Source organism: Massilia agri (assembly GCF_024753255.1).
GTDB lineage: Bacteria > Pseudomonadota > Gammaproteobacteria > Burkholderiales > Burkholderiaceae_D > Telluria > Telluria agri.
Genome location: NZ_JANUHA010000011.1, coordinates 11,913 through 26,585, shown reverse-complemented (window position 1 = coordinate 26,585; position 14,673 = coordinate 11,913). Strand labels below are relative to the sequence as shown.

The window sequence follows — 14,673 nt, the reverse complement described above, 5'->3', positions numbered from 1 at the left end:
CTGCGCGGGAGCTCGCTGCATCAGAAGTCGACGGTCGCCGAGACCACGACGCTGCGCGGGTTGCCCTGCACCAGGTAGCCGTAGCCCGGATAGCCACCCGCCGATGCCCAGTAGCGCTTGTCGGTGACGTTGTCGATGCGTGCGCGCAGCGTCACGTCGCGGTCCATGAAGCGCAGCAGGTAGTTCGCGCCGATGTCCAGGCGGGTCCACGAGGGCAGCTGCTGGGTGTTCGCGTCGTTGGCGTACTGCTTGCTGGTGTACAGCACGCGCGCGTTCAGCGCCAGGCCCTGCACGCCCGGGACGTCCCAGTCGGCGCCCAGGTTCAGCTGGGTCTTCGGCACGCCGATCACGTCCTTGCCGCTGCTTTCCTGTTCGGCGTCCAGCAGGGTCAGGCCGCCCAGCAGGCGCAGGCCCTGCATCGGCATGCCGAACACATTCATTTCCACGCCGCGGTTGCGCTGGGCGCCATAGATGCCGAAGCGGTTGTCGACCACGGCGCCGCTCGGACGCGAGGTGGTGAATACCGCCGCGCTCATGCCCAGCTTGCCGCTGTCGTATTTGGCGCCCACTTCTTTCTGGCGCGAGACGTAGGGTGCGAAGACTTCGCCCTGGTTGACGATGTTGACGCCCGAAGCGACCGGACCTTTCTGCAGTGCTTCCGCATAGTTGGCGTACACGGACACGCTCTTGACGGGCTTGTAGACGATGCCGGCCACCGGCGTCAGTTCGCCTTCTTCATAGGCGGCGTTCGGCGCGCCCGTGCCGTAGTCGTAGCCGTAGTCCTTGAGCTTCTGGTAGCGCGCGCCCACCGTCACCAGCACGCGCTCGTCGAGGAAGCCGAGGGTGTCCGCGATCGCCAGGCTCGAGGCGATGGTCTTCTGGGTCAGCAGCGGGTTGTTCATGTTCCCGCCCGTGAAGAAGGCGGAGGAGGGCGCGGCCACGTCCACCGGGCGATACAGGTTCGAGGGGAAGCCCGCGAAGTCGCTCATCGCGTAGGCGTTCTTCGACTCGGCGTGGAAGGTCGACGCCGAGGCGCTCAGCTTGTGCGAAACCGCGCCGGTCTTCAGTTCCGTGCGCACACCGACCTCGCCGGTGCGCACATCGTCTTCGCGCACATTGTCGAAGCGGGTCATGGTGGTGGCGCCATTCAGGGCGGTGACCGTTGGCGACGAGATGATGTTGAATTCATCGCCCTTGCGCATGCCCAGGGCCGCCCAGGCGGTGGCGCCGCCAGGCAGGTCGGCTTCCGCGCGCAGGGTGCCGAAGGTGTCGCGCTCGCCTGAGAAGGTCCAGGGCTGGGCGTAATTGCTGTCGCTGTCGGGCGCGGCCACGATCGGCAGCGCGTCGTTCACGGTGACGCTCGGACGCGCGCCGCGCAACTGGTGGTCCTGGTGGCCGATGTCGGCCGACAGGCGGTAGCCGCGGCCGCGGTAGTCCATGCCCACCGCGTACACGCTCAGCTCGCGGCTCTCGCGGTCCACCGCGGTGTCGCCGTCGCGGCGCACGGCGTTCACGCGCACGCCGAGGCGGTTCTCTTCACCGAAGCGGCGCGAGACGTCCGTCGCGAGGTAGCCCTGGCCGCCGGTTTCCACGCCGGCCGTCACCTGCGTGAGCGGCTTGTTGGCCGCACGCTTCGGGAGCAGGTTGATGGAGCCGCCGATGCCGCCGCTGCCCGGGGGCGCGCCGGTGACGAAGCTGTTGGCGCCGCGCAGCACTTCGACGCGCTCGAGCAGCTCGGAGGCCACGAACTGGCGCGGCAGCAGGCCGTACAGGCCGTTGTAGGCCATGTCGTCCGAGTAGACCGGGAAGCCGCGGATCATGTACAGCTCCTGGTAGTTGCCGAAGCCGCGCGCCGAGCGCACCGCCGGGTCGTTCGCGACCACGTCGCCGACGCTGCGCGCCTGCTGGTCCTGGATGATGCCGAGGGTGTAGTTGGTGGTGTTGAAGGGCGTGTCCATGATGTCCACATTGCCCAGCAGGCCGAGGCGGCCGCCGCGGGCCACCTGGCCGCCGGCGTAGGCGGAGGGCAGGCCCTGTGCGGAAGCGTCGGCCGAGGCGCTCACGACGACGGTGGCGACGGGCTCGGTGGCGGTTTCCTGGGCGTGGACGGCAAAGGCGGCGACGGCGAGGGCGATCGGGGAGAGGCGAAGCAGTTTCATGAGCGTAAGCGGTGTTCTTATTGAGAATGATTGTCATTTTACCGGTTTCGGCTTGCCTCTGTAAATGAGAACCATTATTATTCTCCTGTTCAAGCAACCCCGACGCCTCATGTCCCCCTCGAATCTCCGCCGCTGGAGCTGGATCCACAAGTGGAGCAGCCTGGTCTGCACCGTCTTCATGCTGCTGCTGTGCCTGACCGGCCTGCCGCTGATCTACCACCATGAGATCGGCCACCTGCTCGGCACCGACGTCGAGGCCCCGGCCCTCCCGGCGGAGATGGGCACGAATCCTCCGCGCGGCAATATCGACGCCGTGCTGGCCTCGGCCCAGGCCCTGTATCCGACCAAGATCCCGATGTACATCTCGATGGAGATCGACGAGCCGGCGATCTGGAACGTGACCCTGGGCGACCATCCGAACGACGAGCACTACAAGCCGATCGCCGTCGATTCCCGCACCACCAAGGTCATCACCGAGCCGGCCTTCGAGGGCGGCGTCTTCATGTCGACCATGTTCCGCCTGCACGTGGACCTGTTCGCGGGCCTGCCGGGCAAACTCTTCCTGGGCTTCATGGGCCTGCTGCTCATCGTCGCCGTGGTCAGCGGCGTGGTGCTGTACGCCCCCTTCATGCGCAAGCTCGATTTCGGCGCCGTGCGCCACGAGCGCAGCCGCGTCATCAAATGGCTCGATCTGCACAACCTGCTCGGCATCGTCACCCTGGTTTGGGTCTTCGTGGTGGGCGCGACCGGCATGGTCAATACCTGGGCCGACCTGCTGCTCAAGTACTGGCAGAACAACGAGCTCGCCGTCATGCTCAAGCCCTACGAGGGCCAGCCGCAGGTCACCAGGATGTCGTCGCTGCACGAAGCCATCGTGCGCGCGGAAAGCGCGGAGCCGGGCATGAAGGTCGGCTTCGTGGCTTTCCCCGGCACGCCGTTCTCCAGTCCCCACCACTACGGCGTCTTCATGCGCGGCGACGAAGCCTTCAGCTCGCGCCTGTACAAGCCTGTCTTGATCGATGCCGCCACCGGCGAGATCACGGACCAGCGCGAGCTGCCCTGGTACCTGACCGCGCTGCTGCTGTCGCAGCCGCTGCACTTCGGCGACTACGGCGGCCAGCCCATGAAGCTCCTGTGGGCGCTGCTCGACATCGGCACCATCATCCTCCTGGGCAGCGGCCTGTATCTCTGGCTCAAGCGCAACCGCGCCCCCAAACCCCTCAAGCAAGGTCAGGGCGCGGCGCACGAGGCGCCGGCGCTGGCCGCATCCAACAAGGCATCATGATCCGCACACCATCCCAAATCTGGGGTGCGCCCATCCTGCTGGGCGTGCTCACCACCATCGGCCTCGTCGCCGCCCTGCTGGGCGACGGCGTCTGGGACCTGGTATCGAGCCTGACGCTGGGCGCCCCGGTGCTGGCCGGCGCCTGGTACGGCCTGCGCCGCCAGCCGGCGAAGCGATAAGGTAGGCGCGGCCCTGCAAAAGCGCGCCGTGAGCCTGTATACTGCTCCCGACGACACCACCAGACGAGAGCGCGTATGTTTGCAGCAGTGGACCTCGGGTCCAACAGCTTCCGGCTTCACATCGGCGAGCCGGCGGGCGGCCGCATGCACATCGTGCGCACCGCGCGCGATCCGATCCGCCTCGCGGCAGGCCTCGACAAGGACAATCTGCTGAGCGACTCCGCCATGCGCACGGCCGTGCGCACCTTGCAGGATTTCCGCGCCATCCTCGACGAATACACGCTCGACGCCGTGCGCGTGGTCGCCACCAACACCCTGCGCGTGGCGCGCAATGCCGACCAGCTGCTGCCGCAGCTGGAGGCGGCGATCGGCCATCCCATCGAAGTCATCTCGGGCGAGGAAGAGGGCCGGCTGATCTACATGGGCGTGGCGCGCGCCATCGACAAGCCGGACGAGCGCCGCATCGTGGTCGACATCGGCGGCGGCTCGACCGAGGTCATCGCCGCCATCGGGCCGGAGATCACCCTGGTCGAATCCTTCGGCATCGGCACCCATCCGCAAACCGCCGCCTTCTTCGCGGACGGCCGCATCACGGCAAGCCGCTTCGACGCCGCCGTCACCGAGGCGCGCGCCCGTTTCGAGGACGCCGCGGACCTGTACCGGGCCCAGGGCTGGGATGCGGCCTACGGCTCCTCCGGCACCATGCGCGCCATCGCCGAAGTGATCGCGAAGAACAGCATCGGCGACGGCGGCATGTCGCAGGCCAGCCTGCACGCGCTGCGCGACATCCTGCTGGAACTCGGCCACGTCGATGCCTTCAGCATGCCGGGCATCAAGAAGGAGCGGGTGCCTGTGATGGTGGGCGGCCTGACGGTGCTGATCGGCGTGATGCAGGAACTCGGCATCGCGCGCCTCACCGCCATCAACGCCGGCCTGCGCCTGGGCGTGCTGTCCGACCTCGAGCTGCGCGCGAACAGCCGCGACCGGCGCGACGCGGCGATCCGCGCCTGCATGCGCCGCTTCGGCGTGGACGGCCAGCGCGCCATGCGCACCGCCGGCATCGCCTCGAAGGTCTACGAGCAGCTGGAGCCGCTCGACTCGCGCCACCCCTACCTGTGCTGGAGCGCGATGCTGCACGAAGTCGGCCTGGCCATCTCGATGACCGGGGCGCACAAGCACGGCGCCTACATCGTCGAGCACGCCGACCTGGCCGGCTTCACCACGCGCGAGCAGCGCCTGATGGGCACCCTGTTGCTGGGCCAGAAGGGCAATCTGCGCAAGATCCGCGACGCCCTGTTCGACCTCGACCTGGCCAAGGCCGTGCTGGCGCTGCGCATGGCGGTGGTGTGCATGCACGCGCGTGCGGATGACGACCTGGCGGGGATGAAGGCGCGCATGAAGGCCACGCGGATCGAGCTCGATCTGCCGGCGCAGTTGCTGGGCAAACATCCGACCTTGTGGCCGTGGCTGATGAAGGAAGAAGAAGCCTGGAGCGAGATCGGGATCGCGTTCCAGGCCAGGGAGATTTGAATCAGCGCAGCTGGCCGACGAAATCCGGCCCGACCACCAGCTTCACGTACGGCGCATTGCCCTCGTCCTTGTCGCCGCCCATCTTCTGGCTGATCCAGAACACCCCCGCCTTCTTGATGCGCCAGTCCATCTTGCTGCCGGCCAGCACCAGCGAGGCCACTTCGCCCAGCAGGGGCTGGTGCCCCACGACCAGCACCGGCTGGCGGTGATCCGGCCAGCCGCAGGCATCGAGGATGGCTTCGGCCGACGAATACGGCGCCAGCGCTTCCACCAGCTTGTAGTTGCGCCCCAGCGCCTCCACCGTCTGCACGCAGCGCTTGGCCGGGCTGCACAGCACCCGCACGTCGTCCGGCAGCTGGCGGTGCAGCCAGGCGCCGACCCGGGCGGCATGGCGCTTGCCCTTGGGCGTGAGCGCCCGTTTCAGGTCGCCTGCCTCGTCGCCTTCCGCGACGTGCGGCTCAGCCTCGGCGTGGCGCCACAGGATCAGGTCCATGTTCGTTCTCCTTGTTCGAATGAACGCCCGCGCCGAGCGTCTCCATCAGGGTTTGTTGGGCGCTGAAGGCCTTCTGGCTGCCCCGCGTCTTCTTGCGCCGGTAATGCCCGTCGCTGCCCAGTTCCCAGGCGTTGACGTTGTCCTTCAGGTAGGGGTGCAGGCCTTCGCGCAGCACGCGGCGCTTGAGCGCCGGCGAGCGGACCGGGAAGGCGACTTCGACCCGCCGGAACAGGTTGCGGTTCATCCAGTCCGCACTCGACAGATAGATGTCGTGCTTCAGGCCGTTGCGGAAGTAGAAGATGCGCGAATGTTCGAGGAAGCGCCCGACGATCGAGCGGACGCGGATAGTCTCGGACAGGCCGGCGACACCGGGGCGCAGCGAGCAGGCGCCGCGCACGATCAGGTCGATGCGCACGCCCGCCTGCGACGCCTCGTACAGCGCCTTGATGACCGAATCGTCGGTGAGGGAGTTCATCTTCGCGATGATGCGCGCCGGACGGCCCGCTTTTGCGATGGCGGCCTCCTCGCGGATCGCGCGCACGACTTCCTTCTGCAGCGAGAAGGGCGCCAGCCACAGGCTGGTGATGGCCTTCGGGCGGGTCAGGCTGGTGAGGTGGATGAAGACTTCGTTGACGTCGGCCGTGATCTCGTCGTCGCAGGTGAGCAGGCCGAAGTCGGTATAGAACTTGGCCGTGGTCGAATTGTAGTTGCCGGTGCCGAGGTGGGCGTAGCGGCGCAGGCCGTTCTCCTCGCGGCGCAGGACGAGCGCCAGCTTGGCGTGGGTCTTCAGGCCCACCACGCCGTACACCACCTGGGCGCCTGCCTGTTCGAGGCGCTCGGCCCAGTTGATGTTGGCTTCCTCGTCGAAGCGCGCCATCAGTTCGACGATGACCGTGACTTCCTTGCCGCGCCGCGCCGCGGCGATCAGCGCTTCCATCAGGTCGGAGTTCATGCCGGCGCGGTAGATGGTCTGCTTGATCGCGGCCACGCAGGGGTCGTTCGCTGCCTGCATGATGAAGTCGATGACCGGCTGGAAGGACTCGAAGGGATGGTGCAGCAGCACGTCCTGGCGGCGCAGGGTGGCGAAGATGTCGGGGCCCGTCAGCTTCGCCGGGAAGCCCGGCGTGAAGGGCGCGAACTTCAGCTCCGACTTGTCCTGGGTGTTGACGATCTCCAGCATGCGGCCCAGGTTGACGGGGCCGTCCACCGCGAACAGGCGCGAGCGGTCGATCCCGAACTGGTCGAGCAGGAAGTTCGACAGGTGCGGCGGACAGGCGCGGCCCACCTCCAGGCGCACGGCGAAGCCATAGTTGCGGGCGTGGAGTTCGCTCTGCAGGGCCTGGCGCAGGTTCTTGACCTCGTCCTCGTCCACCCACAGGTCGCTGTTGCGGGTGACGCGGAACTGCGAGTAGGACACCACTTCGCGGCCAGTGAACAGGTCGGCCATGTGGGCCTGGATCACGGAGGAGAGCAGGCAGTAGGACTCGCCCTTTTTATCCGAGAGCTCGCTGGGCAGCCGGATCACGCGCGGCAGCACGCGCGGCGCCTTCATGATGGCGATGCCCGTGCCGCGCCCGAAGGCGTCCTTGCCCGCCAGCTCCACGATGAAGTTCAGGCTCTTGTTGACCACGCGCGGGAAAGGGTGGGCCGGATCGAGCCCGATGGGCGTCAGGAGCGGGCGCACTTCCTTGTCGAAGAAGGCCTTGACCCAGGCGCGCTGGGCGGCATTGCGCTCGCCGCGGCGCAGCATGTGGATGCCGTTCTCGGACAGGCGCGGCAGGATCTCCTGGTTGAACAGCTTGTACTGGCGGTCGATCAGGTGGCGGCACTCGGTGCTGGCGCGCTCCAGAGTGTGGTACAGCGCGTGGGGGATGCCGTTGTGGCCGGCCTCCATCTGGTGCTGGGCCAGCAGGCTCGCCACGCGCACCTCGAAGAACTCGTCCAGGTTGCCCGACACGATGGTCAGGAAGCGCAGGCGCTCGAGCAGGGGGATGGAAGGGTCCTCGGCCTGGGCCAGCACCCGCCGGTTGAATTCGAGCAGCGACAATTCCCGGTTCAGGAAGGCGCCCCCGTCGGGAAGGTGCTTGGCCTCGCTCTCCAAAGCCTTGTGTTTCATATCCATGGGTCTGCGTCGTAGTGTCGGCGCAGGCAGTGTAGTTGGCGAATATGACAACCTTGTTACACGCCATCCGTGATTAACATTTAAGCATTGCTAAAGGATGGCCGCGTATAACGTTCTCATCATAACAAGAGGAGGGTTGTCCGATGAAAGCGTTCCTGCGTGCCAATAAAGGTTTCCTGGCGTTCCTGCTGCTCTTCGGCTTGTTCCGCACCGCCGTGGCGGACTGGAACCCGATTCCGTCGAGCTCGATGCGGCCCAACCTGCTGGAGGGCGACGTGGTTTTTGTGAACCGCCTGGCCTACAACGTCAAGCTGCCGCTCACCGACGTGGTGCTGGCGCGCACCGGCGAGCCGCGGCGGGGCGACGTCGTCACCTTCACCTCGCCCGCGGACGGCACCCGCCTGATCAAGCGCGTGCTGGCGCTGCCGGGCGACCGGGTCGAGATGCGCAACGAACGCCTGGTCATCAATGGCGTATTGTCCAACTACACGCCGCAGGAGACCGCGCGCGAGATCGCGCCGGAAGGCGAGCTCGAGGCCGTGCGTTTCGTCGAAACGGTCGACGGCCGCCAGCACCGCATCCAGCTGATGCCGCAGCGCGCCGTGCCGCGCAACTTCGGCCCCGTGACCGTGCCGGCGGACGCCTACCTGATGCTGGGCGACAGCCGCGACAACAGCGCGGACTCGCGCTACATCGGCTTCGTGCCGCGCCACCTCCTGATCGGACGCGCCGAGCGCATCCTGGTATCGGCCGATTACCAGGGCAACTGGATGCCGCGTTTCGACCGTTTCGGCAGCTCGCTGCGCTGAGCTCTGCCGTTTGGAGGGGGGCTCGGGAAGCTTTACATGAAATCCAGTACAATCCCGTCCCCCGGGTTCCTGCGGTTTGCGGTGCCGGTTCTTAGTTTAGGGCACTGCCATGCAACGACTCCTCACCACCATCCTCGCCTGCCTCGGCATGACCGGGGCCCTCGCCATCGACGCCTACCTGCCATCCATGCCGGCCATCGGGGTCGAGTTCGGGGTCGGGCCGGTGGCGGTGCAGCAGACGCTCAGCGTCTTCCTGTTCACCTTCGCCCTCATGATGCTGTTCTATGGGACGCTGTCGGATTCCTTCGGCCGCCGCCCCGTGATCCTGGGCGCGCTGGTGCTCTACACCCTGTCTTCGATCGGCGCGGCCTGTGCCCCGACCTTCGGCTGGCTGCTGGCCTTCCGCGCCCTGCAGGGCCTGTCGGCCGGCGCCGGCTCGGTGATCGGCCAGGCCATCGTGCAGGATCGCTTTTCCGGCGCCCAGGCGCAGAAGATGATGTCGCACATCATGATGGTGTTCGGCCTGGCTCCCGCCATCGCCCCGGTGCTGGGCGGCTGGCTGCACGTGAGTTTCGGCTGGCGTTCGAACTTCGTGTTCCTGGCGATCTTCGGCGCCGCGATGATCGTGCTGGTATCGCGCATGCTGCCGGAAAGCCTGCCGCGCGAGAAGCGCCAGGTCTTCCACCCGGTGACGATCGCGCGCAACTACCTGATGGTGCTCAGGAATCCCCAGTTCGTGATGCTCTCGCTCGCGCTCGGCCTGGTGTTCGGCGGCCTCTCGCTCTACATCGGCTCGGCCGCCAACTTCGTGATGGAGATCCTGGGCCTGCCGGAGACCGCCTTCGCCTGGATGTTCATCCCCCTGATCGGGGGCATGGTGGTCGGCTCGGCCTGGGGCGGCAAGCGCGCGGCGAAGGCGCCGCCGGGACGCCTGCTGTGGATCGGCTACGGCGTGATGGCGGTGGCCTCGGTGCTGAACGTCGGCTACAACGCGCTGTTCACGGCCAGCGTGCCCTGGGCGGTGCTGCCGCTGGCCGTGTTCACCTTCGGCCTGGCGGTCGCCATGCCGGGCATCCAGCTCTCGGCCATGGGCCTGTTCCCGGACAACCGCGGCCTGGCCGCGTCGATGGTCGGCTTCATCCAGATGATGTCCTTTGCCCTGGTCTCCGGCCTGGTGGCGCCGCTGCTGTTCGGCAGCGCGCTCAAGCTGGCGTGCGGCGCGGCCGTCGGCGTGTTGCTGAGCTTCCTGATGTGGCGCCTCTCCAGGCGCTTCGCGGCGCCGGGGGCGTGAGCCGGGCCCGCGACTGGAGAGGCGCGCTTGGCGCCTGAGCATCCCTTCTTCCTGCTGCTGCGCAGCCGGCGCGCCTGGTATCGCCGGCAGTCCTTCGCGCTCTACCTGCGCTATGCCCATGTGCTGGCCGTCCTGCTGGCGCTGACCGGCCCCGCGCTTGCCGAACGCCCCGAGGTGCTGGCCGCGCCGATCCTGCATTTCTGGCGCGCGCCGGGCGATCCTGTTGCCAATGCCGGCTGGGCCTTCGCCTGGCTGGCCTGCGTGTACGTGTGGGTGCGCGTGCACCGTCCCTTCGTGGCGGGTGGGGCGCTGGCCGGCTTCGCCCGTTCGCTGCCGGGCGCCGTGCGCGCCGGGCCCTTGGTCGACGCGGCGATGCTGCTGGTGAGCCTGCAGGTCTTCCTGGTGCCGGTCGGGCTGGCCGCGTGGACCGTTGCGCGCGGCGGCGGAGGCGATGTCCTGTTCGCTGCGCAGGCGCTGTTGCTGGCCGTGCTCACGCTTGGCGTGGCCAGGCTCGCGATGGGTGGGGCAGGGCGCCTGGCCTGGGTGCTGCATGGGGCCAGCTTCGCAGCGCTATGCTGCGGCTCCGGGCCGGTCAGTATTTCGATAGCGGCGGTGGTGACCGGCGCAGTGGTGACGCGGATGCTGGCCAGTGCGCACACCGTCCTCCGGGCCGGCAGGGTACAGGCGACTGGCCGCAGCGCGAACGGCGCAAGCGCCCTTTTTCTGCTGCGGCTGCAGTGCATCGTGCTGGCGCGCCGCCACCTTCACGCGACCTTGCCGCGCCTGGCGCTGGCCGTCGGGATCATCGCCGCCAGCCTGTGGATGGTCTTCGGCGTCGGCAAGCTCGCCGAATCCAGCGCATTCGTGAAGGTCGGCTGCTGGCTCGCAATCGCCGTGATGTCCGGCTTTTACTACCTATTCTGGACCACGCGACAGCCGCTCCAGCCATTCCTGGCCAGCCTGCCGCGCGGCGCCATGCGCATGGCGCTGAGCGAACACCTGCTGGTGCTGGGGGCCAGCGGTCTGCTGTTCTCCGGCGCCTGGGCGGCCTGCCTGATGCAGCCCGCGCATGGCGACCTGGTCGCCGCGCAGCTCCTGCGCCACGGGGCGGCGGCCCTCGCGGTGCTGCCCCTGCTCGGGCTTCCCCTCATCCAGCGCCACCAGGATGGCATGCTGATCAAGGTCGCGGTCCTGGTCGCGAGCTTCCTACTCCTGTGAGACCACGATGAACCTGCTCGAAGCCGAAGGCCTTGGCGTCCAGTTCTCAGGCCTGGCGCTGTTCCGCGACCTGTCTTTCTCCTTTGGCCCTGGCGTGGTCGCCCTGATGGGCGAGAACGGCGCCGGCAAATCGACTCTGCTGTCGCTGCTCGCCGGTGTGCAGCCGCTGCAAGAGGGCAGGATCGTCATCAAGGGACATGGCATGGCGACGTCGCCGCGGGAGGCGCGGCGCCATCTGGCCTGGGTTCCCGACGAGTCGGTGGCCTATGAGTTCATGACGGGCGACGAGTTCCTGCGCATGGTGCTGGCGCTGCGCACCCAGGGCGAGGCGCCCGCGCTGGCCGGATTAGTCGAGGGCTTCGGGCTCACGCCCCATCTTGGCAAGCGTTTCGGCCAGATGTCGCTCGGTACCCGCAAGAAGTTCATGCTTGCCAGCGGCTTGGCGAGCGATGCGGCCGTGGTGCTGTTGGACGAGCCAACCAACGGTATCGATGCCGAGGCCAAGGCCTTTCTCATGGAGACATTCCGGCAGGGTCGGGACGCCCGGCTGTTCTTCTTTTCCACCCATGACGGCGAAGCCGTCGCACAGAGCGGGGCGCAGGTACTGCGCCTGGTGGATCCGAGCGAAACCCCGCGGCGCGCGCAGCGGGGCGCTGCGCGTCTTGCCGCCTTCTTCGAGGAACCTTCGAACTTCGTCGGGAAGCGCATACCGGAGCTCGAGGCGGCGCTGGGGCGCTGGTCGGGCTACGACGATTGGGACCTGGGACGGGTCATGTACGACTGGGAGGCCGGCGACCTGGTGGTGCGGGTCCGCACGCAGGGCGGAACCATCGTCTGCGTTGACTTCTATCACGGCGCCGGGGCGCCGCGCTTCGGCGCACCCACGCGCACCGTCTGGGAAAGCGAAGCCTAGCGGCGGTGCTGCTTCATCGCCGAGGCGACTTCGCGCTTGGCGTCGCGGTCCTTCTCGGTGGCCCGCTTGTCGTGCTGCTTCTTGCCCTTGGCCAGGCCGATCTCGCATTTCACGCGGCCGCCCTTGAAGTGCAGGTTGAGCGGAACCAGGGTATAGCCGGCGCGCTCGACCTTGCCGACCAGCTTGTCGAGCTCGGCGCGGTGCAGGAGCAGCTTGCGGGTACGCAGCGCCTCCGGATGGCTGAATGCGGACGCCGTCGTCAGCGCGCTGACGTGGGCGCCGAACAGGAACAGTTCGCCGTTACGCACGACGACATAGGCTTCCTTGATCTGAACCTTGCCTTCGCGGATGGCCTTGACTTCCCACCCTTCCAGCACGATGCCGGCCTCATACCGGTCCTCGATGAAGTAGTCGAAAAAAGCTTTTTTATTGTCAACAATACTCATGAAATAGCGAAAATCCGCGTCTCGGTTAAACTACTGCTGTGGCGCACGCAGACCAAACCGCGTGGCGCAAAATGCAACTCGTCCAACATCATAACAAACGGTTGACCAATGGCAGTAGTACACAAATCAGTTTTTCTCGGCTATAGCACGGAGCAGATGTTCGACCTGGTCGCCAAGGTCGAAGATTATCCGAAATTCCTCCCCTGGTGCGGCGGTGTGAAAGTATTGGAACGCAGCGAGGACAAGCTGGTCGCCTGCCTGCAAATTAACTTCCACGGCGTCAAGCAGAGCTTCACCACCTCCAACCACAACAACCGCCCGACGCAGATGAAGATGCACCTCGTCGACGGCCCCTTCAAGATGATGGAAGGGACCTGGAGCTTCAAGGCCCTGCGCGAGGACGCCTGCAAGATCGACTTCGACCTGCAGTACGAATTCTCGAGCATCATCCTGGAACAGATCATCGGCCCCGTGTTCGGCATGATCGCCAACAGCATGGTCGATTCTTTCTGCAAGCGCGCCGAGGCGATCTATGGCTGAGATGTTGCAGGTCACGGTCTGCTACGCCGGCGCCGGCTTCGAATACCTGCACCCCATGCAGGTACGCATTGGTAGCACCATCGGCGAGGCAATCGAGCAGAGCGGTGTGTTGCAGGCCTACCCGGACATCAACCTGAGCACCCAGCCGGTCGGCATCTACGCGAAAAAGAAGACCCTCGATACGGTGCTGCGCGAACGCGACCGCATCGAGATCTACCGCCCCCTGGTGGCGGACCCGAAGGAATCGCGCCGCAAGCGCGCGGCGAAGCGGGAAGGCGCCGCCTAGGCTTGCCGGCGTGCCGACCTGACAATATTGCCTTGCACATCAGCATAAACAATTGCGTCTAAGGAAGTTGCAAGGGCCCGGTTCGCGCTATCATACGGATGAGCCTGCGGCCCGCAACGGACGGCCGGGCCCAGGGCTCGATTTCTGCAGCGCGGCCGGCCCGGATGACTCCGGGTCGCGGCATTGCCGTCATACCGTCCGCTGTCGCTTTCATCCATGCTGAGTACCCTGAGCCTCCTGTTGGTCACCACCGCGCTGTCGGTGGTCATGTTGCTGGTCCTGTCATCGCTGTCCGGCAGCAAGGTGGCTGGAATCCGCGAATGGGGGCAGGCCAATGGCCTGGCCATCGTCGCGCTGCTGTTCTTCGCGTCCCGCGGCGTCCTGCCCGAAGTGCTGTCCATCGAGCTGGCCAATGGGCTCTACCTCGTTACGGTGGCCCTGATGTACGTGGGCTTCCGGCGCCACCTGGGCTTGCCGATCCCGAGCCGCCTGCTATGGGTGGGCGGCATCGCCTCGCTGGCCGGCGTCGTCTTCTTCCACATCGGGCATGAGTCCCTGTCGATGCGGATCACTTCGGTCTCGGTCTACCACGCGGGCGTCTGCTACGCCATCTTCGCCAGCGTGCCCTCGACCCGGGAGCGGCGCCTGCGCTATTCCTTCTCCTTCACCCGCATCGCCGCGCTGTCCCTCGGCGTGGGCCACACCTTCCGCGGCCTGTTCTATCTCGTCGACGCCTATGAGCCGGTGTCGCTGCTGGACCCGGCCGCCATCAACCTGGCCTTCTTCGCGATCGGCACCCTGTTCATGCCGGGCCTGACCCTGGGCGCCGTGATGATGGCCAATGCGCGGGTGCTGTCCGAGACCGCCTACGCGGCCGAGCACGACCACCTGACCGGCGCCCCCACGCGCCGCGCCTTTTTCGAGGTCGCCGGACGCGAACTGGCGCGCGCCCGCCGGCAGGCGGGCAGCGTCGGCCTGCTGCTGGTCGACGCCGACCACTTCAAGCGCATCAACGATACCTATGGACATGGGGTTGGCGACCAGGTGCTGCGCGACCTGGTCCAGCGCATCATGGGCGTGATCCGCAAGAACGATTTTTGCGCCCGCCTCGGCGGCGAGGAATTCGCGGTGCTGCTGCCCGATACCAGCATGGAGGCCGCGCTGGTCGCTGCCGAGCGCCTGCGCACCGCGCTCGACCGGCCTGCGCCGGCGACCGGCGCAGGCGCGCCCTATACCGTCAGCATCGGCCTGGCCATGCTGGAAGCAGGCGAGGAGTTCGACAGCCTGATGCAACGCGCGGACGCGGCCCTGTATGCGGCCAAGGAAGCCGGACGCAACCGGGTGATGTGCGCGCAGGCGCTGCCACGCCATAGCGTCAAGGCCGCCGGACGCGCCTGAGGCG

At 67.0% G+C, this 14,673-nt stretch carries 14 protein-coding genes; 10 read left to right on the top strand and 4 right to left on the bottom strand.

Annotation, left to right across the window (positions count from 1 at the left end):
- Positions 1-20 precede the first annotated feature (20 nt).
- Entirely contained in the window at positions 21-2,159 is a 2,139-nt protein-coding gene (locus tag NX780_RS15820; protein WP_258828838.1) for a TonB-dependent receptor, read from the bottom strand.
- Positions 2,160-2,268: 109 nt separating this feature from the next.
- Here NX780_RS15820 and NX780_RS15815 point away from each other — a divergent pair, with 109 nt between their 5' ends.
- The 3 genes from NX780_RS15815 (at position 2,269) to NX780_RS15805 (ending at position 5,153) form a co-directional block, all read left to right on the top strand.
- On the top strand, positions 2,269-3,444 hold the full coding sequence (locus tag NX780_RS15815) for a PepSY-associated TM helix domain-containing protein (RefSeq protein WP_258828837.1): 1,176 nt from the start codon (positions 2,269-2,271) through the stop codon (positions 3,442-3,444).
- On the top strand, positions 3,441-3,623 hold the full coding sequence (locus NX780_RS15810) for a hypothetical protein (RefSeq protein WP_258828836.1): 183 nt from the start codon (positions 3,441-3,443) through the stop codon (positions 3,621-3,623). The genes NX780_RS15815 and NX780_RS15810 overlap by 4 nt, the downstream gene beginning before the upstream one ends.
- A gap of 75 nt (positions 3,624-3,698) precedes the next feature.
- The gene (locus tag NX780_RS15805) at positions 3,699-5,153 is read left to right on the top strand and encodes a Ppx/GppA phosphatase family protein (RefSeq protein ID WP_258828835.1); all 1,455 of its coding nucleotides are present in this window, start codon (positions 3,699-3,701) and stop codon (positions 5,151-5,153) included.
- A 1-nt stretch (position 5,154) separates the two neighbouring features.
- Here NX780_RS15805 and NX780_RS15800 read toward each other — a convergent pair whose 3' ends face one another.
- Together NX780_RS15800 and ppk1 are read right to left on the bottom strand one after the other, a co-directional pair.
- Entirely contained in the window at positions 5,155-5,646 is a 492-nt protein-coding gene (locus NX780_RS15800; protein WP_258828834.1) for a SixA phosphatase family protein, read from the bottom strand.
- Positions 5,612-7,768 carry a polyphosphate kinase 1 gene (ppk1, locus tag NX780_RS15795; protein ID WP_258828833.1) on the bottom strand — a complete coding sequence of 719 codons (2,157 nt, stop codon included), beginning with the start codon at positions 7,766-7,768 and terminating at the stop codon, positions 5,612-5,614. Before ppk1 ends, NX780_RS15800 begins: the two co-directional genes overlap by 35 nt.
- A 143-nt stretch (positions 7,769-7,911) precedes the next feature.
- On the opposite strand from ppk1, the gene lepB reads away from it, so the two are divergent.
- The 4 genes from lepB to NX780_RS15775 all read left to right on the top strand — a co-directional run bounded on the left by lepB (position 7,912) and on the right by NX780_RS15775 (position 11,999).
- Complete coding sequence (lepB, locus tag NX780_RS15790) at positions 7,912-8,577, top strand: signal peptidase I (RefSeq protein WP_258828832.1); 666 nt, start codon at positions 7,912-7,914, stop codon at positions 8,575-8,577.
- Between the two features lie 109 nt (positions 8,578-8,686).
- Positions 8,687-9,868 carry a multidrug effflux MFS transporter gene (locus tag NX780_RS15785; RefSeq protein WP_258828831.1) on the top strand — a complete coding sequence of 394 codons (1,182 nt, stop codon included), beginning with the start codon at positions 8,687-8,689 and terminating at the stop codon, positions 9,866-9,868.
- 27 nt (positions 9,869-9,895) lie between these two features.
- On the top strand, positions 9,896-11,086 hold the full coding sequence (locus tag NX780_RS15780) for a DUF6136 family protein (protein ID WP_258828830.1): 1,191 nt from the start codon (positions 9,896-9,898) through the stop codon (positions 11,084-11,086).
- 7 nt (positions 11,087-11,093) lie between these two features.
- Entirely contained in the window at positions 11,094-11,999 is a 906-nt protein-coding gene (locus tag NX780_RS15775; RefSeq protein WP_258828829.1) for an ABC transporter ATP-binding protein, read from the top strand.
- Here NX780_RS15775 and smpB read toward each other — a convergent pair.
- Positions 11,996-12,445, bottom strand: a complete 450-nt coding sequence (gene smpB, locus NX780_RS15770; RefSeq protein ID WP_258828828.1) for an SsrA-binding protein SmpB — start codon at positions 12,443-12,445, stop codon at positions 11,996-11,998. The genes NX780_RS15775 and smpB overlap by 4 nt on opposite strands.
- A gap of 108 nt (positions 12,446-12,553) precedes the next feature.
- On the opposite strand from smpB, the gene NX780_RS15765 reads away from it, so the two are divergent.
- The 3 genes from NX780_RS15765 to NX780_RS15755 all read left to right on the top strand — a co-directional run bounded on the left by NX780_RS15765 (position 12,554) and on the right by NX780_RS15755 (position 14,669).
- On the top strand, positions 12,554-12,985 hold the full coding sequence (locus NX780_RS15765) for a type II toxin-antitoxin system RatA family toxin (RefSeq protein WP_258828827.1): 432 nt from the start codon (positions 12,554-12,556) through the stop codon (positions 12,983-12,985).
- Positions 12,978-13,271, top strand: a complete 294-nt coding sequence (locus NX780_RS15760) for an RnfH family protein (RefSeq protein WP_258828826.1) — start codon at positions 12,978-12,980, stop codon at positions 13,269-13,271. Before NX780_RS15765 ends, NX780_RS15760 begins: the two co-directional genes overlap by 8 nt.
- A gap of 216 nt (positions 13,272-13,487) precedes the next feature.
- Positions 13,488-14,669, top strand: a complete 1,182-nt coding sequence (locus NX780_RS15755; RefSeq protein WP_258828825.1) for a GGDEF domain-containing protein — start codon at positions 13,488-13,490, stop codon at positions 14,667-14,669.
- Positions 14,670-14,673: the final 4 nt, after the last annotated feature.